Here is a 21,186-nt window from a genome sequence, read left to right as displayed (position 1 = left end):
GCAGTCACGTCCTGCTGGATTCCCGCCTACTTCTGGTCGGATTGGTAACGGCGTCGGAGCTTCGCGCGCAGGTTGGCGACCGTCGCCGGGTCGTGCAGCAGCTTCGCGAAGTGCTGCGACTCCACGTCCATCCGCGCGCGCACGCTGGTGTTCTCGGTATCGCGCAGCAGCTCGCGGGTCAGCGCCAGCGACGAAGCCGGCTGCGCGGCCAGCGCGGCCGTCCGGTCGGCGACGCGGGCCTCCAGCGCCGCCGCGTCGGCCAGCACCTCGTTGACGAGCCCCAGCCGGTGCGCCTCGGCGGCGGGCACGCGGCCGCCGAAGAGCAGCAGCTCGGCGGCGCGCTGCGGGCCGAGCAGACGCGGCAGCACGAAGCTGCTGCCGTACTCCGGCACCAGGCCCAGCGACGTGAACGGGAACTGCAGGTAGCTGCGCTCGGTCGCGTACACGAGGTCGCAGTGCAGCAGCAGCGTCGCGCCGATGCCGACGGCCGGGCCGTCGACGGCCGCGACCACCACCGCGCGCGTGGCGAGCAGCGCCTCCTGGAAACGCCGCACGGGTGTGTCGTCCCCGCTGCCCTCGTCGGGCGCGAGGAAATCGCCCAGGTCGTTGCCCGCGGTGAACGTGCCGCCGGCGCCGGTGAGGACGACGATCGGTGTGGCCGCGGTCTCCAGCGCTTCGGCCAGGGCCGAGTACAGGGCCGTGGTCAGCGCGTTGCGCTTGTCCGGACGGTTGATCGTCACGGTGGTGACGGCTTCGCCGGCCACGACGTCGATGCTCATGCCCCCGAGAGTTCCACAACGGAACTCAGCCGGTCAACGCCATCTCGGCGAGGCTGCGCAACGCGGCTTCCGACGCCGAACCGGGCTCGGCCGAGTACACCACCACGAACTGACCGGGGTCGGTCTCCACCCCGAGGCGCTGCGAGTCCACCGTCACCGGCCCGACGCGCGGATGCAGGAACGTCTTGCGCCGGAACCCCGCCATCCGCACGCGGTGATCGACCCACCACGTGCGGAAGTCCGGGTCGGCCGCCGACACCTCCTCGACGAGCGCGGCCAGCCGCGGGTCGTCCGGATAGTGTCCGGCGTCGCGGCGCAGACAGGCGACGCACTCGCGCGCCACCTGCGGCCAGTCGGCGACCATCGCGCGGTAGTCCGGGTCGAGGAACACCATCCGCACCATGTTGCGCCGCTCCGGCTCCAGCGCGCCGAACTCGGCGAACAACGCGGCCGCGACCGGGTTCCAGGCCAGCACGTCGAGCGCGCGCCCGACCACGAGCGCCGGCAGGTCGAGTGACGCGAGCAGCCGCCGCGTCTGGTCCCGGACCTCCCCGACGGGTGGGGCGGGGTCGGCCGGGCCGGCGATGGTCAGGAGGTACTCGCGCGCGTCGGGCGCCAGCTGCAACGCGTCGGCGAGCGATTCGAGCACCCCGCGCGAGACGTTGGTGGTGCGGCCTTGCTCCAGGCGCACGAGGTAGTCGACGCTCACGTTCGCCAGCTGCGCCACCTCCTCTCGCCGCAGCCCCGGCACCCGCCGCGGCTTGGCGTCGGCGGCGAACCCGACGTCGCCCGGGTGCACGCGCGAGCGGCTGGCGCGCAGGAAGTCGGCGAGCTCGGTCATGTCCGGCAGTATCACGCCGGCCGGCGCCCGCGCGAGAACCGGCCAGCCTGGTACTGGTGGTCCTACGGACGAACGCGCCGTGGCGCCGGCTTTCGCGGCCGCCGCACCGTGGACGCATGCGCTACACACTGCTGGGCAAAACGGGCGTGCGGGTCTCCGAGCTCGCCCTGGGCACGATGACCTTCGGCGAGGACTGGGGCTGGGGCGCGCCGCGCGAGACCAGCGCGCGGCTGCTCGACCTCTACGCCGAGGCCGGCGGCACCTTCCTCGACACCGCGAGCACCTACACACAGGGCTCGTCCGAACGCATCCTCGGCGAGCTGCTCGACGGCCGCCGCGACCGGTTCGTGCTCACCACGAAGTACACGGCCCAGACCCGCGCGGGCGACCTGAACTCGGCGGGCAACCACCGCAAGAACCTCGTCGACTCCCTGGAAACGAGCCTGCGCCGCCTGCGGACGGACCGCGTCGACCTGCTGTGGGTCCACGTGCGAGACACGCTCACACCGGTGCCCGAGGTGATGCGCGCGCTCGACGACCAGGTGCGCGCGGGCAAGGTCCTCTACGTCGGTGTCTCCGACTGGCCCGCGTGGGAGGTCGCGCAGGCCAACACACTCGCCGAGCTGCGCGACTGGTCCCCGTTCGTCGCCCTGCAGATCCGCTACAACCTGCTGGAACGCACGCCGGAGCGCGAGCTGCTGCCGATGGCGCACGTGTTCGACCTGCCGGTGCTGGCGTGGGGACCGCTCGCCGAAGGGCGGCTCACGGGCAAGTACCTGCGTGGCGAACCGGGCCGGCTCGACCTCGGCGGCACGTTCCGACCTGGCGAGGACAACGACGCCGTGGTGCGGGAGGTCGTCGCCATCGCTCGGGAAGGCGGCTGGTCGCCGGCGCAGGTGGCGCTGGCGTGGCTGCGGCAGCGCGGGATCATCCCGCTCATCGGCGCGCGTTCGGAGGCGCAGCTGCGGGACAACCTGGCGAGCGCGGACGTCGTGCTGGACGCGTCTCGGGTTGCTCGGCTCGACGAGCTCAGCCGGCCGTCTCTCGGCTTCCCGCACGACGTGCTGCGCAGCGACCGGATCAAGGCCAGCACGTACGGCGACCAGTGGGGCTCGGTCGACGACCGGCGCACGACCGTGCGCCGGACCGTCGCCGACGCGTGACCCGAAACCGGAGAAAACTGACACACTCCTCACGGCGGTGACGATCGACGGGGTGGACGGTTACCTCGGGAGGCAACACAGACGAAGCCGGCTTCGTGGGGCGGCAGCGGGAGCCGTCCGTGCTCGACGCGCACGCCCGGGCCACAGCGGACGGCATCGGGGCGCGTCGTGCTGATCGCCCGGCGAGCCGGGCGTGGGCAAGAGCCGGCTGGCCGCCGAGGTCGTGCGCCGGGCCGGGCTGCCGAGGCCTGGGGTGGCGCGACTGCCGGTATCCGCCGTACTGGCCGTTCCGGCAACTCGTGCGCGCACATGCTGGAACTGTCCGGGATGTCCACAGTGGACACCTTCCGTGCCGCGACGTCTGTGGCCGCCGGGGTGTGCGGGCTGGGCCACCGCAAGGGCCGCCTGGCGCTTCGACGCCGACGTGCTCGCGGTGGGCGGCAACCCGTTCACCGACCCGGCGGCCATCCACGACATCCGCGCGGTCTACGTGCGCGGGACGGCGGTCACAGCTCCGCTACCGCGCTGACCAGCCGGTCGACCTCGGCCGCTGTCGTGTACGGAGCGATGCCCGCGCGGACCGCGCCCGTGTCACCGAGGCCGAGGTGGCGGGAGCACTCGATGGCGTAGAAGCTCGCGGCCGGCGCGTTGACGTTGTGGCTCGCGAGGTGTTCGTACACGGCCTTGGGCTCGTGGTTCTTCACGGAGAACAGGACGGTCGGCGTGCGCTCGCGGCTCGGGGAGCCGTAGCGGACCACCCGGGGCAGCGCGGCGAGCCCGTCGTCGAGGCGCTGCAGCATTTCCTGCTCGTGGACCTCGAGCGCGGCCAGCGACGTGGCCAGGCGCTCGCGTCGCGTGCCCTCGGCCGGCACCAGATTGGCGAGGAAGTCGATGGCCGCGGTCGTGCCGGCGAGCAGCTCGTAGGGGAGCGTGCCCAGCTCGAAGCGCTCCGGCACGGCGTCGCTGGACGGCACGAGCTTGTCCGGCCGCAGCGTCTCCAGCAGCTCGGGCGCGGCCGCGAGCACGCCGAGGTGCGGGCCGAGGAACTTGTACGCGGAGCACGCGTAGAAGTCGGCGCCGAGTGCTTTGAGGTCGACCGTGGCGTGCGGTGTGAGGTGCACCCCGTCGACGTAGCTGAGTGCCCCGGCTTCGCGCGCCTTCGCCGTGATCGCCGCGACGTCCGGCCGCGTGCCGAGCAGGTTGGACGCCGCCGTCACGGCCACCAGCCGCGTCTTGTCGGTCAGCAGCGCCGTGACCGCCTCGACCGGCAGCTCACCCGTCGTCGGGTCGAAGTCGGCCCACCGCACGGTGACTCCACGCGTGGCCGCCGCCTGCACCCACGGCCGGATGTTGGCGTCGTGATCGAGCCGCGTGACCACGACCTCGTCCCCGGTCTCCCACGTCTTGGCCAGCGTGCGCGAGAAGTCGTACGTCACCTGCGTCATGCTGCGCCCGAAGACGACGCCCTGGGGCTTCGCGCCGAGCAGATCGGCCACCGCCTGGCGCGCCTCGCGCACGACCCCGTCGGCGCGCCGCTCGGCCGGCGTCACGGTTCCCCGGTTGGCGATCGCGGAGCAGAGGACGGCCGCCACGGCTTCCCCCACCACGTCCGGCACCTGTGAGCCCCCGGGCCCGTCGAAGTGCGCAGCCCCTTCGGTAAGGGCGGGGAAATGCTTGCGGATCGCGTTCACGTCATAGGCCACGGAGCCCAGCATGCCGGAAGCGATCAGGCGGGTGCGAGATCGGCCGTGGATCCCGCCTCCGACCCTGGTCAGGGCAGCTTGGTCGACAGCTGAGACGACCGGTCATATAATCGACAGATGCCACGTCCCAGCGTTCGTGAGGTGATCGTCGACACCGCGGTCACCGAGTTCCACCGCTACGGCTTCGCCGCGTGTTCGGTCGACACCATCACCCGGGCGGCCGGCGTGCCCAAGGGGTCGTTCTACAACCACTTCAAGAGCAAGGAAGACCTCGGCGCGGAGGTCGTCGCGCGCTACGCCGAAAGCTCCGGCTGGCGCGACGGCCACGGCGACCTCGGTCCGCTCGAAACGTTGCGCGCGCGGTTCACCGTGATGCGCGACGTGCTGGTGGACAACGAGTTCACCCGCGGCTGCCTCATCGGCAACATGGGCTCCGAGCGCGCCGACCACAGTCCCGTGATCCGCAAGCAGGTCGGGGAGAGCCTCACGCACTGGTCGGACAGCATCACCGACTCCATCCGCCAGGCGCAGGCCGCCGGCGAGGTCAAGGGCGACAAGGACCCGGAGCTGCTCGGGCGGTTCGTACTCGACGCGTGGGAGGGTGCGATCATCCGTACCAAGGTGGCCAAGAGCGTCGCCCCGCTGGACGACTTCTTCGACGTGGTGTTCGGCTCCCTGCTGTAGGAAGGTGCCCCCAGCGTGCTCGCCGACCTGGTGGACGAACTGCTCGCCCAGCCGCTCCCGTGGCCCATCGTCCAGGCCGGTGACCCGGTGCTGCGCACGGCCGCGGCGCCCTACGAAGGCCAGTTGGGTGACGCCGCGCTCGCCGGGCTGATCGAGGGCATGAAGGAGACGATGCACGCGGCGCCCGGCGTCGGGCTGGCCGCGCCGCAGATCGGGCTCCCGGTGCAGCTCGCCGTGGTCGAGGACTACGAGCGGCCGAACACGCCGCCCGAGGTGCTGGCAGTGCGGGGGATCGGGCCGTTGCCGTTTCGCGTGCTGGTGAACCCGCGGTACACGGCGCTGGGCTCGGAGCGGGTCGCGTTCTTCGAGGGCTGCCTGAGCGTGAACGGCTGGCAGGCCGTGGTCGCGCGGCCGTTGCGCGTCCGGCTTGAGGCGCAGGACGAGACGGGCGCGGCCGTCGACGAGGAGTTCGCGGGCTGGCCGGCGCGCATCGTCCAGCACGAGACCGACCATCTCGGTGGCGTGCTCTATCTCGACCGTGCGGAGCTGCGTTCGCTGTCGACGCACCAGTCCGTCGCGCAGCGGTGGGCGCAGCCGACGCCGGTCGACGCCGCCAAGGAACTGGGCTTCGACCTGCCCTGAAAAACGCGGGTGCTCGATTCGGGTGTGACCCTTGACAGCGAGTAAGACGACCGGTCATATTCAATTCATGACAACTTACCGAGCTCTGGAAGTCACCGGCACCCGCCAGTTCGCGCTCAGCGAGCGGGAGCTCGTCGCGCCGTCGCACGGGCAGGTGCGGGTCAAAGTGGAGTACTGCGGCGTCTGCCACTCCGACGTGCTGGCGGTCGAGGGGATGCGCGCCGACCCGGACGTGCCGCGGGTGCCCGGCCACGAGATCGTCGGGGTGATCGACGCCGTCGGCGAGGGTGTGCGGGCGTGGCACGTGGGTGAGCGCGTGGGCATCGGTTACCTGGGCGGGCACTGCGGCGAGTGCGAGTCCTGCCGGCGCGGCGACTTCGTCAACTGCACCGACCAGCCGTGGACCGGCACGCACGTCGACGGCGGTTACGCCGAATACGCCTACGCCCGTACGACCGGCCTAGTCCGCGTCCCGAGTGGACTGTCCTCTTCGGACGCCGCACCGTTGCTGTGCGCGGGGATCACCACGTACAGCGCGTTGAGCAAGCTCGACGCGCGTCCGGGCTCGCTGGTCGCGGTGCAGGGCATCGGCGGGCTGGGCCACCTCGGTGTGCAGTACGCGAAGGCGCTGGGCTACCGCGTCGCGGCGATCGCGCGTGGCACGGACAAGGCCGAGCTCGCCACCCGCCTCGGTGCGGACGAGTACGTCGACAGCACCGCCGCCGACCCCGGCGCGCAGCTGCAGAAGCTGGGCGGCGCGGCGGCGATCGTCGCGACGGCCTCGAGTGGCACGTCCATGTCGCCGCTGGTCGCGGGGCTCGCGCCGCGCGGGCGGCTGGTGGTCGTCGGCGCGGCGCCCGACCCGCTGTCGATCGGCACTACGGACCTGATCTTCGGCACGCGCACGGTGTCCGGCAGCCTCACCGGTTCGGCCGTCGAGAACGAGGACAGCCTCGCGTTCGCCGAGGCCCGCGGCGTGCGGCCGATGAACGAGATCGTCCCGTGGACCGACGCCCCGAAGGCGTATGAGCGCATGCTGTCCGGCCAGGCGCGCTTCCGTGTCGTCCTCGACCTGGCGGCCTGACGTGGCACTGCTCGACGACGTCCTCGATGCCCACGGCGGCCTCGACCGCTGGCGCCAGTTCACCTCGCTGACCGCGACGATCGTGACCGGTGGCGAGTTCTGGGCGATGAAGGGCCTCGTGCAGGACCCGAACCCGCGGCGGATGACGGTGTCGCTGGTGCGCGAGGAGGGTTCGTTGCACCCGTTCGGCGCGCCCGACCAGCGCACGCGCTTCGAGCCGGGGCGCATCGCGATCGAGAAGCTGGACGGCACTGTCGTTGCTTCGCGCGACAACCCGCGCGAGTCGTTCGCGGGGCACGGGCTGACGACGCCATGGGACCCGCTGCACCGCGCGTACTTCAACGGGTACGCGTTGTGGACGTACCTGACGACACCGTTCCTCCTGGCGGGTGAGGGGTTTTCGGTCGTGGAGACCGCGCTGGTGGTCGTGAACGGTGAGCGGTGGCACGTGCTGGAGGCGACGTTCCCGGACTCGGTGGCGAGCCACTCGCGGGTGCAGCGATTCTTCTTCGGGCCGGACGGGCTGCTGCGCCGGCACGACTACAACGTCGACGTGGCGGGCGGGTTTCCCGGGGTGCAGTACGTGTACGACCACGCCGTGTTCTCGGGCTTGAGCTTCCCGACGCGGCGGCGCGCGTACCGGGAGGAGACGGTGATGGTGTCGATCGATCTGAGCGAGATCTCGTTGAGCTGAGTTTTTGTCGGTGCCCGCTGCTAGCGTCCTCCCTTGTTCGGGTTCGACTGGGAGGAATCGCATGGAATCGTTGCAGGACAAGGCAAAGGCGTTCAGAGAGCTGCACGCTCAGCCGATGGTGGTACTGCCGAACGCGTGGGACGCCGGCAGCGCGGCCGTCATCCAGCACGCCGGCGCGAAGGCCATCGCCACCACGAGCGGCGGGGTCTCGTGGGCGCTCGGTCGCAGTGACGGCCAGGGTTTGACGCGCTCTGAGATGACGGCTGCCGTGCGGCAGATCGTCGGGGCCGTCTCGGTGCCGGTGACCGCCGACATCGAAGGCGGCTACGGCCCCGATCCCGCGGACGTCGCCGCGACCGTCGAGGAGGTCATCGCCGCCGGCGCGGTCGGCGTCAACCTGGAGGACTCCAGGGCGGGCACACTCTCGCTGTTCTCTCCGGAGGTCCAGGCCGCACGCCTGGCGGCAGGCCGTGCGGCCGCTGCATCGGCCGGCTTGCCGGAGCTGTGGATCAACGCCCGGACGGACGTGTACCTCTTCGGCGTCGGCAAGCCGGAGGCCCGCTTCGGCGACGTGGTGGCGCGCGCCCACGCGTACGCCGAGGCCGGCGTGGACAGCATCTTCGTGCCGGGCTTGGTGGACCTGGCCTTGCTTCGCGAGCTGACGGCCGCTTCTCCTCTGCCGGTCGCCGCCATGGCCGGGCCGGGCGCGCCCTCGGCGTCGGACTTCGCGGCTGCCGGCGTCCGCCGCGTCACCGTCGGCACAGCGCTGGCCCAGGGCGCCTACGCCGTGGCCCTCCGCGCGGCCCAGGAAATGCTCGGCGCGGGCACCTACGACGAACTGGACTCTGCGATGGATTTCGGCGCTTTGAACGGCTTGTTCAAGTGAGGGCCTTCGGCTGTGTGGAGCTGACTGCCGTGTAACCCACGCTCTGTCCCCACCCGTTTCGGCGCGGCTGGGGACAAAACTGAACCGCATGGATCTTGCGGACCGGACCGCGCGGATCGTGCGGGTTCGGATCGCGCCGGTCACGCGAGGCTGGATGGTGCGGGTTCGGATCGCATGGACGATGCGGAGCTGAGCGGCGTGGTTCGCCCGGTGCCGAAGCACGTGGATGATGCGAGGCTGACCGGCGTGGAGTATCCGGACGCGAACCAGGTGGATCCCGCGAGACTGAATCCTACGGATCACCCTGGGGACCTGATCTCGGCGGATGACGGCTCTCGCCTCTGGACGACGGCCGTCGGCGGGGGCGAGCCGCTCATCCTGTGCCACGGCGGCCCGGGCCTGTGGGACATGTTCGGCGGCCTCGCCGCCGCGCTGGCCACTCGTCTGCGCGTGATCCGCTGGGACCAGCGCGGGTGCGGCCGCTCGGAACGCCGCGGGCCGTACTCGCTCGCGCAGACGATCGCCGACCTGGACGCCGTCCGTCGCTACTACGGGCTGACCCGTGCCGCCGTTCTGGGCCATTCCTGGGGAGCGACGTTGGCACTGCACTACGCCCTGGACCACCCGGCCTACGTCACCAAGCTGGTTTACGTGTCCGGAACCGGCCTCGGTCGCGCCTGGCATCCGTCGTATGAACGCAACCTCGCCGGCCGCCTCGGCCAGGACCTTTCACGGCTCAGGGAGCTGAACTCCCGCGCCCGAACCCCGGCCGAGGACCGAGAATTGGCTGTCCTGCAATGGTCCGCCGACTTCCCCGATCCCTCGACCGCCCTCACCCACGCCGAGCAGATGGCCACGCCCTGGTTCTCGATCAACTACGGCTGCAACGCCGCCATCAACGCCGAGGAAAAACACCACGCCCCGACCGAATCCGAGCTCATCGCAGCCTGCCGCGCCCTGCCCACTCCCACCCTCATCGTCGACGGTGACCAGGACATCCGCCCCCGCTGGGCGGTGGACTCCCTGCACGCCGCGCTCCCGACGGCGACCCGCGTGACGCTGCCGGGCGTCGGCCACGTCCCCTGGCTCGAAGCTCCCGACGCCGTCGCCACAGCCCTCCTGGATTTCCTCGCCCCGCAGGAATAGGCACCCCTAGGCCGGCAGGTAGTTGATCGGATGATCACCCGTCGCCCACAGGTACTGCACCGCGTAGGCCCGCCATGGTTGCCAAACGGAAGCATGCCGCGTCAGCGCCGAAGGCGACGTCGGCAGATCCAGCGCCGCAGCCGCCAGCTTCACCCCCAAGTCCGTCGGCACAAACGCATCCGGATCGCCCAGCGCCCGCATCGCGATGGTCTCCACCGTCCACGGCCCGAACCCCGGCAGCGCCGACAGCTCGGCCCGGGCGCGAGCCCAGTCCCCGCCCGGCGAAAGGTCGAGGTCGCCCGCGGCGAGGGCGGCGATGAGGCCCAGCAGCGTCCGCCGGCGAGACTGTGGCATCGCGAGCGACGAAGGATCCAGATCCGCAAGATCGGCCGGAGTGGGAAAGAGAAAACCCAGGCCGCCCTCACGGTCGTCGACGGGCGTGCCGTGAGCCGTGACCAGGCGGGCGGCGTGGGTGCGAGCCGCGGCGGTGGACACCTGTTGCCCCAGCACCGCCCGGATCGCGAACTCCGCCGGATCCGTCGTGCGTGGCACCCGGCGTCCGGGGTTCTTCGCGACCAACGGGGCCAGCGCCGGATCCGAGGAGAGCTGGGCGTCGACCGCGATGGGGTCCGCGTCGAGGTCCAGGAGGCGCCGGCAGCGGCTGATCGCGGCCGACAGGTCGCGCAGGTCGGTGAGGCTGAGGCGGCACGCGATGTGGTCGGGTGTCGGCGCCAGCGAGACGATGCCGTGGCCGTGCGGCAGGCGCAGGGTGCGCCGGTACGCGCCGTCGCGCCATTCCTCGACGCCCGGCACGGCGGTGGCCGCCAGGTGGCCGAAGAGGTTGTCCGGGCACAGCGGCGCGCGGAACGGCAGGCGCAACGACAGCGCCCCCGGCGACGACGGCGCGCCGGACGCCCGCGACCGCAGCTCGCTCGGTGTCAGGGCGAACACCTGGCGCACGGTGTCGTTGAACGTCCGGATGCTCGAGAACCCCGCGGCGTGCGCGATGTCGCCCATCGGCATCTCGGTGGTCTCGACCAGCAGCCGCGCGGTTTCGGCGCGCTGGGCTCGCGCGAGCGCCAGCGGGCCGGCGCCAAGCTCGGCGTACACCTGCCGCTCGACCTGCCGCACGCTGTACCCGAGCCGCGCCGCGAGCCCGCCCACGCCCTCGCGGTCGACCACCCCGTCGGCGATCAGCCGCATGGCGCGCGCGACCGCGTCGGCGCGCTCGTTCCACAACGGCGATCCCGGCGTGACGTCGGGCCGGCAGCGCTTGCACGCGCGGAACCCGGCCGTCTGCGCCGCCGCCGCGCTGCCGTAGAAGCGCATGTTCTCGACCTTCGGCGGCACGACCGGGCAGCTCGGCCGGCAGTAGATACCGGTGGTGACGACGGCGGTGAAGAACCACCCGTCGAACCGGGCGTCCTTCGACTGCACCGCGCGCACGCAGCGTTCGATGTCCTCGTACACGCCCGCCAGTCTGCCCGGCGGCACCGACAAAACCTGGCGGGAATGCGACACCACCCCACCGAGCGTCACACTCGGCGAAGGCGGCGGAGCACTTTTCCCGATCACCGAAACACCATACCGACTGGTCGGTGACGATCACCACTTCGGCGGTGTGTGCCGAACAGCGATCGCTATAGTTTTCGCACTGGCGGGAGTTCTGGGGAAGTTCGCCATACGCGTCTGGGGACGTTCCCGCCTGTTCGGATCCGGCCCGTCGGCCGGGTTTATCCATCGAAAGGCGATTGAATGAAGAAGCACATTTCGCTGGTCCTCGGCGTGCTCGTGGGCGCCGGCTCGATGCTCGCGCTGGCGCCGTCCGCCAGTGCGGCCGGAACCTGCGCCTCCGGGCACTTCTGCCTGTTCGAGGACGACGACTACAAGGGCCAGCACATCGAGTTCGCCTACCGTGCGGGCGCGATCGACCTGTCCAAGACCGCGTGGGCGGGCGGCAACGGATTCGTCACCAACGGTGCCAGCTCGATGAAGAACAACACGAGCCACGTCGTGAAACTCTACGACTCGAGCAACTGCGGCGGCAACCAGGGCTACGAGGCCAAGAAGAACTCGGTGGACACCGACTTCTCGAACAACAACTTCGACAACAAGGCCAGCTGCGTGTTGTTCGTCTGATCTGACAGAACCACAAATAGTGTCACCGGATAACAATTCTGGTGGCACTATTTGTCGTCTCCGATGGTCACTCAGCGCTACCCCTGACAACCTTCCCCAGACTTCAGCTCGAATTCACCGCCGTGATCGTTCACGGCGCGCCGGCAGCCGGATAACGTGCCCAGCGCGGGACGAACCACGCACGAACCGTCCCGTCTTGATACGTTTCAAAACCCGCTCCACCGGCGAGGAAGCGAACTGGGGAAGCCGCCGACGGTGAGCACAACTCACGTGCCGCACCGTGCGGCCGTCCGCCCTCCCGCGGGCACGAGCGCCGCCGGGACCGCACTGGATCGGAGCGACGTGGAAAACCCGACGCGACGCAAGTTCCTCACCGTCACCGGAGCCGCCGCCGCTCTGGCGCTCGCCGGCACGCTGCCCGGCATCACCGCCTCCGGCGCCACCACCGTGGACACCGACCGCGTGCCCGGCTACCCGTTCACGCTCGGCATCGCCTCCGGCGACCCGCTGCCCGACGCGGTCGTGATCTGGACGCGCCTGGCGCCGAAGCCGCTCGAACCGTTCGGCGGCATGAACGACCGCCCGGTGTCGGTGCGCTGGGAGGTCGCCGAGGACGAACGGTTCCGCCGCGTCGTGCGCTCCGGCAACGCACTCGCCCGACGCGAGGAGTCGCACAGCGTGCACGTGGACGTCCGCGGGCTGCGGCCGTGGCGACACTACTTCTACCGCTTCCACGTCGGCGGGCACACCAGCCCGGTCGGCCGCACCCGCACGTCGCCGACCGCGCACCAGTCGATGCCCGCCGTCTCGCTGGCGTACGCGAGCTGCCAGGCCTGGTACGAGGGCTTCTACACCGCCTACCGCGACATGGCGGCGAAGGACCACGACGTCGTGTTCCACCTCGGCGACTACATCTACGAGTACGGCGTGGGTGCCGACGGAGGGCTGCGCAAGCAGGACATGGCCGTGGACTTCCAGCGCGAGACCACGACGCTCGACGACTACCGCGGCCGCTACGCCCTCTACAAGACCGACCCCGACCTGCAGGCCGCGCACGCCGCCGCGCCGTGGATCGTCACGATCGACGACCACGAGGTCGAGAACAACTGGGCCGGCGACATCTCCGAGAACAACGACCCCGTCGCGCAGTTCCTCGTGCGGCGCGCCAACGCGTTCCGCGCGTGGTGGGAGCACCAGCCCGTGCGCACGACGCAGCTGCCCAACGGCCCGGACATCCAGATGTACCGCCGGTTCCAGTACGGCGACCTGATCCGCTTCAACGTGCTCGACACGCGCCAGTATCGCGACGACCAGGCCGCGGGCGACGGCACCAAAGCCACGAACCCGGACTCGCTCGACCCGAACCGCACGATCACCGGTGCCGCGCAGGAGAAGTGGCTGCTCGACGGCATGGCGCAGCACTCCGCGCGCTGGGAGGTGCTCGCGCACCAGACCGCGATCGCGCAGCTCGACACCGCCGCCGGCCCACCCGTGCTCGTGCCGATGGACACGTGGGACGGCTACGTCGCCTCCCGCAAGCGCATCCTCGGCGGCGCGCAGGATCGCGAGGTGCGCAACCTGGTGAGCATCGCGGGCGACCTGCACCGCAGCGTCGCTTCGGAGCTGCGACCGGACTACGCGGACCCGAGCTCGCCGGTGGTGGCGACGGAGTTCGTCGGCACGTCGATCACGTCGGGTCAGGACGGCATGGACCTCGACGCCGGGGGGAGGGTGATCCTCGACGAGAACCCGCACGTGAAGTTCGGCAACTTCCAGCGCGGCTACGTGCGCTGCGAGGTCACCCCGCGCGAGTGGACTGCCGACTACCGCGTGGTCGACAAGGTCTCCATCCGCGACGGCAAGGTCACCACGCGCGCCAAGCTCACCGTCGAAGACCGCGTCCCCGCCATCCACGTCCACTGACAGGAGTTCCCCCATGCAGCGACGTCACCTCGCCGTGGCCGCCGGCGCTGTCGTGCTCGGCGTGGCACTGGCGACCGCCGCCCAGAGCAGCCCGGCCACGCCCGCTTTGGCGCTGTCCGCCACCCCTGGGCAGATCCAGGTCGTCGGCCTGCCTTGCCTGCCGAGCGCCCTCACCGTCGGCATGACGAACAACGGAAGCGGCCCGGTGTACGCGGACATGGAGCTTTCCGCGCCGCGGCCTCTGGTTCTCGACCGACGGGTGTTCTCGTCCTGGCTGCCGGTCGGCCAGCCGGTTTCGGTTCGGGTCGGCGTCACCGTGCCGCGGTCGGCTCGCCCCGGCCACTACACGGTGGGCTTGTCTTCCGACCGCGCCCGGTTGTCCGTCCCGGTAGACGTCCTTCCCTTACCTCCCAAGGGCCCCGGCGACAACCTCCTCCTCGGCGAACAAGCCACCCCGTCGTCGACCAACGGCAGCTTCTCCCCGTGCGGCGCCGTCGACGGCGACGCGGACGGCGACCACTGGTCCACCACCACCGGCTGGAACGACGGCACGAAATCGGCCTTCCCGGACAACTATGCCGTGACCCTGCCCGCTGTCGGCGCGGTCGGCCGCGTCGTCACCGACACCCTGGACTCCACGAAGTACCCGGCCGCGAAGTACGGCCTCCGCGACTTCGACGTCCAGGCCCACGTGGCCGGCGCCTGGGTGACGGTGGCTTCGGTGCGGGGCAACACTTCGGGTTCGGTGACGTCCACGTTCCCGGCGGTGCAGGCTGATGGGGTGCAGATCGTGGCGTTGGATTCGAATGATCATGCGTATTCGCGGATTGTGGAACTGGAGGCTTACTCCAGCTGACTGCTCACAGATCCCGGATCCGGCTTGTCTGGGCGGCGGACGCCGCCTTGAGGAGTCCCATGTAGACGGACGACGTGTGGAGCGTCAGCACGACCGCGAGCGGCACTGCGACGGTGGTGACACTGGAGCCGAGCAGTGACACCGAATTTCCCGGGAAGAGCCGGCGGAAGTCGGCATGTCGCTCGAGGATGTGCCGCGCGACGTGGGCGAGGTTTCGTCGAGTCGCGGTGGAGCCGGGCGTGGTGGTGTTTGCCACCCGCTCGGTTCGGTCGAGGGGCTGGGGGCTGCAGGCGGGGCTGAGCGAGTCAGGCCGAAACCCGCTCCCGTTCCCTCTCACGCCGGGCATCCACAACCCGCAGCCTCGCCAACAACCCCGTCAGCCCGCGATGCCCGCGCGTGAAGATCGCGAACAGGCCGCTCAGCACGATCCACACGCCAGTCGACGTCGACGGCTGCGCGCTGGCCGTGGCAACACCCAGCGCGACGAAATACCCGCCCGACCCGAAGACGAACCGCACCACCATCTGCAGCACAGAAGACTTCTCGTCAGCAGCGTTCACCACGGTCAGGAGCACCGCGCGCTGCCCAGGAGTCGCGCCATTCCCTGCCAGGGGGACCGCCAACAGCAAGACCAACGCAGGCAACCACTCACCGAGCACCGCGTTCACAACGGGATTGCCAGGACCACGAAGGCTGTCCGGGTCGCGCAGGAGCTGGATAGCGACCACAGCCACGTTCAGCGCCACGCCGAGCAGCGTCACCGCGATGAGGTCCAGCAGCATGCCGAACAGGCGACGCCCGCTGCGGACGGGGCGGGGGGCCTTCGCGTCGAGGCGTTCGTGGGGGCGGCCGAGCACCGGGGCGGCCAGGGCACCGACCGTGGCGCCGATGGTGTTGGAGAGGAGGTCGCCCGTGTCGAAGAGGCGGTAGGGGCAGTCGACGAGGGACCAGACGCCCGTGAGCTGCGTGGTCTCGATGAAGAGCGACACGAGGAACCCGGTGGCGATCGCGAAGGCCGGGCCCTTCCGGTACAGGCGGCGCATGAACACGCCCCACGGCACGAACAGCGCGATGTTGAACAGGACCTGCCGCAGTGCCGGGTTGCTGAGCAGTCCGGTGTGGAACTGCTTCATGTCCGAAAGGAACTGCAGCGGGTTCACGACGGGGTGCCGCAGCGACTCGTGGCTCGCGCAGAAGGCGGCGTCGACGACGGGCGTCGGCATGAGTGTGTACGTGATCAGCGCGCAGCAGTAGACGAGGAATCCCAGCGCCGCGATCGCGCGACCCGGGCCGAACTCGCCCCGGCGGCGGTAGCTGACCACGGCGTAGGGCACCACCAGCACGAATGCCAGCCCGAACCCGGCGAACAGGGCCAGCAACGTCGGCCCGCTCCACTCTGTCACTGACCCCTCCACCTCCGTAGGCGCGCCCGAGAGTAGCGATCTTCGCCGGGACCCACCGGTCGAGGGACACTGGCAGCGGTGCGTAATCTGCACGCGCAGGGTACGGAGAGAGGAGCCGTTCGTGGACGACGACATCGAGGACAACGCCGACACCGGCGTGCTCGACCCCGAAGACACCCTCGAGGACGGCGACCCGTACGACGAGGGCTACTCGCCGCCCGAGAAGCCGCTGGCCGTGCGCGAGTGGGGCATGACCGCCGCGGAGGAGCTCGCCGGCGAAAGCTGGGAGGGCCGCCTCGCGCGCGAGCTGCCGGACCTGGCGTCCGACGACGGCGACGACCTCGGCGACACCACCGACACCGACGGCGAACTCCTCGACGACGAAGTCGGCGACGCCCGCGCGGGCCGCCTTGTCGCCCAAGACGCGGGCTTCGGCCCGGACACCGACGAAGAGCTCTACGCCTCCGACGCCGGCATCGACGGCGGCGCCGCGTCCGCCGAAGAGGCCGCGGTCCACATCGTCACGCCGCGCGACTGATCCGGGCGGTGACTGGACCGGTCACGACGGGCTCGGGTTGCTGACTGGTCTTGGCAGGTGGTCGGGTTGGTTTCGCGGCCGGACTTGGCTGTCGCGAACGGTCCCTTCGTGGCGCGCGCGGATTGGTGGGCAGAGTCCCAGTGGGCGTTGCGCAGAGGCGTGACTTTGTGTAGTCGATGGTGTCGTTAAGGGACGCTCGACCGAGCCGCCGAGACAGCAGCGGCGGGTGATGTTCGCTCACGGGCCGGCCGACTGATCTTCGCGAAGTGTCCGAAAGTCTCCACGACGTTGCCCTTCACCGCGGGCCGGCCCAGATTGAGGTCGGGAGCAGGTAGGGGTGAAGCAGGGCCGTGAGCTCGGGGTCCCCGCGGTGGTGGAGGGCGTCTTCGGCCAGGCGGCGGGTGACGCCGGCCAGGAAGTCGGCGAGTTGGACGCGCGGGTCGGCGCGGGAGTCGACGAAGTGGATGTCGCGAGTGGGGCCGAGGAGGGTGGCGAGGCGCGCGGGGGTGAGTGAGGGCTGTTCGTCGTGGATGACGGTGGTGGGGTGCCAGTGGGTGACCGTGTCGACGAGGGCCGGCATGAGCGGGTCGAGTGGTGGTACCAGCGAGGGGTCCGCGCGCAGCTGTTCTCGTAGTGCGGTCAGGTGCTCGCGGGCCGGCGGTGGGTCGATCCGCGGGTGGGCTGACTCGCGCCGCTGCGGAGGCCGGATCTGAGGGTGCCCGAGGTGGTTTGAGTAGCGCTGCTGCTGAGGCTGGATGTGCGGGTGCTCGAGATGGGGCGACCAGCACTGCTGCGCCGACGAAGGGGCAGCTGGCAGATGAGCGCTGCACTGCGGCACCTGGGCAAGCGAACTCAGCACGTCATACTGAGCGAAGAACTCCGAAGGCGCCAGCCCAGGGCCGCGCCGCTGTGAGGTTCGCAGCAGAGCGGTGAACGACTGCAGGAACTCACTCCACCGCGGCCCAAAAAGCCGCGGGCCGTCGTGGTGCAGCGCCAGCGCTCGGGAGTCCGGCCGGCGCGCGAGGCAGTCGGGGTAAGGCACCCGGTCGACGAGGAGGTCCACCACTTTCCCGGTGACGAACAACGCCTTGTCCACCAGTACGACCCCGGCCCGCCCCGCCAGTGGCCCCGACGGTCCCAGCAGCCACACCAGCGCCGCCCGGTTCTTGGCCCGCAGCAGGTGGTTTGCCTTGTACTCCAGCGCCGGTGACCCGATTCGTTCGCGAAGCTCCCCGACGCAGTCCGCGGCCGCCCCGACGCCCACCCGCACGCCGGCGTGCGCGAAGACGTCCGTGTTCGCCCCGATGAGGTTCACGCCCTCGGAGCCGGACTCGTCGCACGCAATCGTCCCGGACACCACGAAGATCCTGCCAGGCCCGAGTCCCCGGCGCACCGGGTTTTCGAAGCGCAATCCACAATGGACTCAGCCCAATGTGAACGGGTCCCGCGTCCCTCCGGTGAGCTCCACCCAGACCGCCTTCTCCTCCAGGTACTCGTCCACCGCGTGCACCCCGTTCTCCCGCCCCAGCCCGGAGTTCTTGAAGCCCCCGAACGGGACCGACGGAGCCACCACCCGATAGGCGTTCACCCACACCGTGCCGGCCCGGATCCGTCCCGCGACCCGATGCGCCCGGTGCACATCCTTGGTCCACACCGCCCCCGCCAACCCGTAGGGCGTGTCGTTGGCCAGCTTCACCGCCTCGTCCTCATCGGTGAAGGTCAACGCCGCCAAAACGGGCCCGAAAACCTCTTCCCGGTAAACCGTCGACTCCGGTGTGACCCCGGTCAGCACCGTCGGCTGCACGAACAACCCACCCAAGCCGGGATCCGCGACACCGCCGTACGCGACCGTCGCCCCCTCGGCTCGCGCGGTTTCCAAGTACGACAACACCTTCTCGTACTGCGGCTCATTGGCCACCGGCCCCATCTCGGTCTCCGCCGCCGTCGGATCGCCCAGCCGGATCGCGGCGGCGCGCCGGGCCACCAACCGCACCAGCTCGTCGTGGACATCCGCGTGCACGATCAACCGCGAACCCGCCATGCACGTCTGCCCGGTGGCCGCGAAAACGCCGGCCACGATCCCGTTCGCGGCCGCCTCCAGGTCCGCGTCGGGGAACACGACCTGAGGCGATTTCCCGCCCAGCTCCAAGGTCACCTTCACCAGGTTCTCGGCCGCCGCCCGGGCAACCGCCCGGCCCGTCGCCGTCGATCCCGTGAACGCGACCTTGTTCACGCCGGGGTGGCCGGCCAGAGAGGCACCCGTCTCGCGCGAAAGGCCCGTGACAACATTCACCACCCCGGGTGGAAAACCGGCCTCCGTGACCAAAGCGGCGAACCCCAGCGTCGACACCGGTGCGTGCTCCGAAGGCTTCACCACCACAGTGCAGCCAGCGGCCAGTGCCGGCGCCAGCTTCCACGTCAGCAGCAACAACGGCGAGTTCCACGGAGTGATCGCCGCGACCACCCCCACCGGCTCACGCTTCGTGTACACGAGGTAGTTCGGGTTGGGCGACGGGATCTGCCGCCCCTCGATCTTGTCCGCCAGGCCCGCGAAGTAGTGGTACCAGCCGCCCAGGGCGGTGAGCTGGCCGAGCATCTCGCGCAGGAGCTTGCCTGAGTCGTTGACCTCGAGGCGGGCCAGCCGTTCGGCGTTCTCGCCGATCAGGTCACCCAGCCGGCGCAGCAGTGCGGCCCGGGTGAAGCCCGTCGCGGAGCCCCACTCGCCGTCGAGGGCGGCGCGGGCCGCGCGCACGGCGGCGTCGACGTCCTCGGGCCCGCCGTCGGGGAGCACGGCCCAGGGTTCGCCGGTGTAGGGGTTGCGGGATTCGAACGTCTTGCCGCTGATCGCGTCGACGGCGTGACCGCCGATGAGCATCTTGAAGTGTTCGGGCATGGCCCACCTCTCCTCGGTCTCGCTTCGGACGGTACGTCCGCACCCGAGGAGGCACCAGACCCGCGGATTCAGCGGATCGGCGAAAGTGTCCACAAAGGACGTTGGCGACCCGGGGCCGCCGGGAGAGCGGTGAGCGCACCGCACTCCCGACGGCCGGGCGGTCGGGCGCCGGAGGCGGTGATCCCAGTGCACAGCCGCCGGCGTGTGCCGACCTGGTGAGAGGAGCAGGCTGGGAAGATCACTTCGAACGTAACCCACGCCCCGGCGGGCCTGCCAGTACTGTTCCCCGATCGAGGCGGTGTGAACAATGCACGTGTGCTGTCCGATGCGAGCGGCAGGGAACCGAAGATGAGCCAGAACACCGACGCCCCCCTCGGTGCGCCGTGGGCGCACCAGCAGCAAGAGGCACTCCCGCAGGTCGCGGCGCCGCCGCCGAACCCGCAGGAGCCGCCGAAGCGCAAGCGGCCCCTGCGCGCCGTGCTGATCTCACTCGGACTGGTGGTGCTGCTGGCGCTCGTCGGCGTCGCCGTCGGGCACTACGCCTGGGGGCCGAAGACGCCGCCCGCGCCGCCGGCGGCCCCGGTGCGGGCGCAGCCGGCGTTCGACGTCGCGTCGGTGGTCGCGAAGGTCAGCCCCGCCGTGGTGGACATCGATGTGGAGCTGGGGCTCGAGGGCGGCGGCGCGGCGGGCACGGGCATCGTGCTGAGCGACGACGGCCTGGTGCTCACCAACAACCACGTGGTCGAGGGCGCCACCTCGATGCACGTGACCGACGTCGGCAACGGCCGCGGCTACGACGCCACCGTGCTGGGTTACGACCGCAGCCACGACATCGCCCTGCTCAAGTTGAAAGACGCGTCCGGACTGGTCACGGCGACGCTGGGCGAGTCCGGCGCGGTGAAGATCGGCGACGGAGTGGTGGCGATCGGCAACGCGGGCGGCCTGGGTGGGCCGCCGAGCGCGTCGCCGGGCAAGGTCACGGCGCTCGGGCGGCAGGTCACGGCGGCGGACGAGATCACCGGCGCCACTGAGACGCTCACCGGCCTGCTGCAGGTCGACGCCGACATCCAGTCGGGCGACTCCGGCGGACCGCTGGCCGACACCCAGGGCCACGTGATCGGCGTCGACACGGCCGCGAACGCCGGCTACGTGTTCGACGAGGGCCTGCGCCCGCACGAGGGCTTTGCGATCCCCATCACGACAGCCGCCGACATCGCGAAGCGCATCCTCGAGGGCAAGGCGTCCGACACCATCCACATCGGACCCAGCGCGTTCGTCGGCCTCACCGTGGTCGACGGCGGCAACGGCACGGGCGCGCTCATCAAGTCCGTGGTCGCGGGCGGGCCGGCGGCCAAACTGGGCCTGAAGGCCAACCTGCTCGTGGTGGGCATCGACGACAAACCGGTCACCTCGGCGACGGCGCTGATCGCCCTCATGGACACCCACCACCCGGGCGACAAACTGCGCGTCACGGTCGCCGGTCAAGGCGGCAAAACGGCCACGGTGACGCTCGTCCCGGTGAGTGGTCCGATCGGCTGAGTGCGACGGCCGGGGCCTGGCCGGACGAGCGGGTCGCCTTCGTCACTGAACGTGGTGGCGAGGTCGGTGAGCGCACCGAAACCGGGTCCGACGGGGGACGAACGGGCACCGTCCGTGGCCGAAGGTGTCGGTTGCCCCCCGTGATGGCAATCGTCCGTTCAGGGGAAGGGTTGACTGTCGCGGGGTGCAAAGCGGCCACTGTGGGTGGTGGTCGCCGATCGCGCACCTCGTGCGGACGGCCTCGGGTGCTGTCCTACAGTTCTGCGCAGCAGG

General features: G+C 70.7%; 22 protein-coding genes. 14 read left to right on the top strand and 8 right to left on the bottom strand.

All coding sequences use genetic code 11. The features are described 5' to 3' along the window. Window positions 1-26: 26 nt before the first annotated feature. Window positions 27-779, bottom strand: coding sequence for an enoyl-CoA hydratase-related protein (locus tag K1T34_RS07540; RefSeq protein ID WP_220243564.1), 753 nt, complete (start codon window positions 777-779; stop codon window positions 27-29). 25 nt (window positions 780-804) lie between these two features. Next, window positions 805-1,620 (bottom strand): helix-turn-helix transcriptional regulator, encoded by an 816-nt coding sequence (locus K1T34_RS07535; RefSeq protein WP_220243563.1) that lies wholly within the window; start codon window positions 1,618-1,620, stop codon window positions 805-807. A 116-nt stretch (window positions 1,621-1,736) separates the two neighbouring features. On the opposite strand from K1T34_RS07535, the gene K1T34_RS07530 reads away from it, so the two are divergent. Then, complete coding sequence (locus K1T34_RS07530; protein ID WP_220243562.1) at window positions 1,737-2,783, top strand: aldo/keto reductase; 1,047 nt, start codon at window positions 1,737-1,739, stop codon at window positions 2,781-2,783. Between the two features lie 349 nt (window positions 2,784-3,132). Then, window positions 3,133-3,312, top strand: coding sequence for a hypothetical protein (locus tag K1T34_RS07525; protein ID WP_220243561.1), 180 nt, complete (start codon window positions 3,133-3,135; stop codon window positions 3,310-3,312). Here the strand turns inward: K1T34_RS07525 and K1T34_RS07520 are convergent. After that, a complete protein-coding gene (locus K1T34_RS07520) occupies window positions 3,290-4,486 on the bottom strand; it encodes a cysteine desulfurase-like protein (protein WP_255638382.1) in 1,197 nt (398 codons plus the stop codon). The genes K1T34_RS07525 and K1T34_RS07520 overlap by 23 nt on opposite strands. A gap of 117 nt (window positions 4,487-4,603) precedes the next feature. On the opposite strand from K1T34_RS07520, the gene K1T34_RS07515 reads away from it, so the two are divergent. From K1T34_RS07515 to K1T34_RS07490, 6 genes are all read left to right on the top strand, one after another. After that, window positions 4,604-5,170, top strand: a complete 567-nt coding sequence (locus tag K1T34_RS07515) for a TetR/AcrR family transcriptional regulator (protein WP_220243559.1) — start codon at window positions 4,604-4,606, stop codon at window positions 5,168-5,170. Window positions 5,171-5,185: 15 nt separating this feature from the next. Next, window positions 5,186-5,812 carry a peptide deformylase gene (locus K1T34_RS07510; RefSeq protein ID WP_220243558.1) on the top strand — a complete coding sequence of 209 codons (627 nt, stop codon included), beginning with the start codon at window positions 5,186-5,188 and terminating at the stop codon, window positions 5,810-5,812. A 67-nt stretch (window positions 5,813-5,879) separates the two neighbouring features. Then, window positions 5,880-6,896 carry an alcohol dehydrogenase catalytic domain-containing protein gene (locus K1T34_RS07505; RefSeq protein WP_220243557.1) on the top strand — a complete coding sequence of 339 codons (1,017 nt, stop codon included), beginning with the start codon at window positions 5,880-5,882 and terminating at the stop codon, window positions 6,894-6,896. Next, a complete protein-coding gene (locus tag K1T34_RS07500) occupies window positions 6,871-7,590 on the top strand; it encodes a hypothetical protein (RefSeq protein ID WP_220243556.1) in 720 nt (239 codons plus the stop codon). Before K1T34_RS07505 ends, K1T34_RS07500 begins: the two co-directional genes overlap by 26 nt. A 61-nt stretch (window positions 7,591-7,651) precedes the next feature. Beyond that, on the top strand, window positions 7,652-8,476 hold the full coding sequence (locus K1T34_RS07495; protein ID WP_220243555.1) for an isocitrate lyase/phosphoenolpyruvate mutase family protein: 825 nt from the start codon (window positions 7,652-7,654) through the stop codon (window positions 8,474-8,476). 174 nt (window positions 8,477-8,650) lie between these two features. Continuing rightward, window positions 8,651-9,622, top strand: a complete 972-nt coding sequence (locus K1T34_RS07490) for an alpha/beta fold hydrolase (RefSeq protein ID WP_220243554.1) — start codon at window positions 8,651-8,653, stop codon at window positions 9,620-9,622. 6 nt (window positions 9,623-9,628) lie between these two features. Here K1T34_RS07490 and K1T34_RS07485 read toward each other — a convergent pair whose 3' ends face one another. Continuing rightward, window positions 9,629-11,092, bottom strand: coding sequence for an AlkA N-terminal domain-containing protein (locus K1T34_RS07485; protein WP_220243553.1), 1,464 nt, complete (start codon window positions 11,090-11,092; stop codon window positions 9,629-9,631). On the opposite strand from K1T34_RS07485, the gene K1T34_RS07480 reads away from it, so the two are divergent. The 4 genes from K1T34_RS07480 to K1T34_RS07465 all read left to right on the top strand — a co-directional run bounded on the left by K1T34_RS07480 (window position 11,079) and on the right by K1T34_RS07465 (window position 14,540). Further along, window positions 11,079-11,381, top strand: a complete 303-nt coding sequence (locus tag K1T34_RS07480) for a hypothetical protein (RefSeq protein WP_220243552.1) — start codon at window positions 11,079-11,081, stop codon at window positions 11,379-11,381. The two genes, K1T34_RS07485 and K1T34_RS07480, sit on opposite strands and share 14 nt — an antisense overlap. Next, window positions 11,378-11,761, top strand: coding sequence for a peptidase inhibitor family I36 protein (locus K1T34_RS07475; protein WP_220243551.1), 384 nt, complete (start codon window positions 11,378-11,380; stop codon window positions 11,759-11,761). Before K1T34_RS07480 ends, K1T34_RS07475 begins: the two co-directional genes overlap by 4 nt. Before the next feature lie 255 nt (window positions 11,762-12,016). Further along, entirely contained in the window at window positions 12,017-13,684 is a 1,668-nt protein-coding gene (locus K1T34_RS07470; protein ID WP_255638381.1) for an alkaline phosphatase, read from the top strand. 13 nt (window positions 13,685-13,697) lie between these two features. Next, on the top strand, window positions 13,698-14,540 hold the full coding sequence (locus K1T34_RS07465; protein ID WP_220243550.1) for a hypothetical protein: 843 nt from the start codon (window positions 13,698-13,700) through the stop codon (window positions 14,538-14,540). A 4-nt stretch (window positions 14,541-14,544) separates the two neighbouring features. On the opposite strand, the gene K1T34_RS07460 is transcribed toward K1T34_RS07465, so the two are convergent. Together K1T34_RS07460 and K1T34_RS07455 are read right to left on the bottom strand one after the other, a co-directional pair. Continuing rightward, window positions 14,545-14,796 (bottom strand): hypothetical protein, encoded by a 252-nt coding sequence (locus K1T34_RS07460; protein WP_220243549.1) that lies wholly within the window; start codon window positions 14,794-14,796, stop codon window positions 14,545-14,547. Window positions 14,797-14,845: 49 nt separating this feature from the next. Then, window positions 14,846-15,943: a VanZ family protein gene (locus tag K1T34_RS07455; protein WP_220243548.1), complete on the bottom strand. Its 1,098-nt coding sequence runs from the start codon at window positions 15,941-15,943 to the stop codon at window positions 14,846-14,848. Between the two features lie 121 nt (window positions 15,944-16,064). Here K1T34_RS07455 and K1T34_RS07450 point away from each other — a divergent pair, with 121 nt between their 5' ends. Next, window positions 16,065-16,481, top strand: coding sequence for a DUF5709 domain-containing protein (locus tag K1T34_RS07450; protein ID WP_220243547.1), 417 nt, complete (start codon window positions 16,065-16,067; stop codon window positions 16,479-16,481). A 295-nt stretch (window positions 16,482-16,776) separates the two neighbouring features. Here the strand turns inward: K1T34_RS07450 and K1T34_RS07445 are convergent, their stop codons facing one another. Beyond that, window positions 16,777-17,838 (bottom strand): DUF3800 domain-containing protein, encoded by a 1,062-nt coding sequence (locus tag K1T34_RS07445; protein ID WP_220243546.1) that lies wholly within the window; start codon window positions 17,836-17,838, stop codon window positions 16,777-16,779. A 66-nt stretch (window positions 17,839-17,904) separates the two neighbouring features. Beyond that, window positions 17,905-19,374 carry an aldehyde dehydrogenase gene (locus tag K1T34_RS07440; protein WP_220243545.1) on the bottom strand — a complete coding sequence of 490 codons (1,470 nt, stop codon included), beginning with the start codon at window positions 19,372-19,374 and terminating at the stop codon, window positions 17,905-17,907. A gap of 348 nt (window positions 19,375-19,722) precedes the next feature. On the opposite strand from K1T34_RS07440, the gene K1T34_RS07435 reads away from it, so the two are divergent. After that, on the top strand, window positions 19,723-20,913 hold the full coding sequence (locus K1T34_RS07435) for a S1C family serine protease (protein WP_220243544.1): 1,191 nt from the start codon (window positions 19,723-19,725) through the stop codon (window positions 20,911-20,913). Window positions 20,914-21,186 lie beyond the last annotated feature (273 nt).

Source organism: Amycolatopsis sp. DSM 110486 (assembly GCF_019468465.1).
In the GTDB taxonomy this organism is placed as follows: domain Bacteria; phylum Actinomycetota; class Actinomycetes; order Mycobacteriales; family Pseudonocardiaceae; genus Amycolatopsis.
The sequence above is the reverse complement of the archived record's forward strand: the minus strand, read 5'-3'. Positions and strand labels throughout refer to the sequence as shown.

Coding starts and splice junctions, on each gene's coding strand:
- K1T34_RS07530 (WP_220243562.1), top strand. CDS start 1,737: ATGCGCTACACACTGCTGGGCAAAACGGGCGTGCGGGTCTCCGAGCTC.
- K1T34_RS07440 (WP_220243545.1), bottom strand. CDS start 19,374: ATGCCCGAACACTTCAAGATGCTCATCGGCGGTCACGCCGTCGACGCG.
- K1T34_RS07495 (WP_220243555.1), top strand. CDS start 7,652: ATGGAATCGTTGCAGGACAAGGCAAAGGCGTTCAGAGAGCTGCACGCT.
- K1T34_RS07480 (WP_220243552.1), top strand. CDS start 11,079: ATGTCCTCGTACACGCCCGCCAGTCTGCCCGGCGGCACCGACAAAACC.
- K1T34_RS07540 (WP_220243564.1), bottom strand. CDS start 779: ATGAGCATCGACGTCGTGGCCGGCGAAGCCGTCACCACCGTGACGATC.
- K1T34_RS07505 (WP_220243557.1), top strand. CDS start 5,880: ATGACAACTTACCGAGCTCTGGAAGTCACCGGCACCCGCCAGTTCGCG.
- K1T34_RS07535 (WP_220243563.1), bottom strand. CDS start 1,620: ATGACCGAGCTCGCCGACTTCCTGCGCGCCAGCCGCTCGCGCGTGCAC.
- K1T34_RS07515 (WP_220243559.1), top strand. CDS start 4,604: ATGCCACGTCCCAGCGTTCGTGAGGTGATCGTCGACACCGCGGTCACC.
- K1T34_RS07465 (WP_220243550.1), top strand. CDS start 13,698: ATGCAGCGACGTCACCTCGCCGTGGCCGCCGGCGCTGTCGTGCTCGGC.
- K1T34_RS07490 (WP_220243554.1), top strand. CDS start 8,651: ATGGACGATGCGGAGCTGAGCGGCGTGGTTCGCCCGGTGCCGAAGCAC.
- K1T34_RS07475 (WP_220243551.1), top strand. CDS start 11,378: ATGAAGAAGCACATTTCGCTGGTCCTCGGCGTGCTCGTGGGCGCCGGC.
- K1T34_RS07435 (WP_220243544.1), top strand. CDS start 19,723: ATGAGCCAGAACACCGACGCCCCCCTCGGTGCGCCGTGGGCGCACCAG.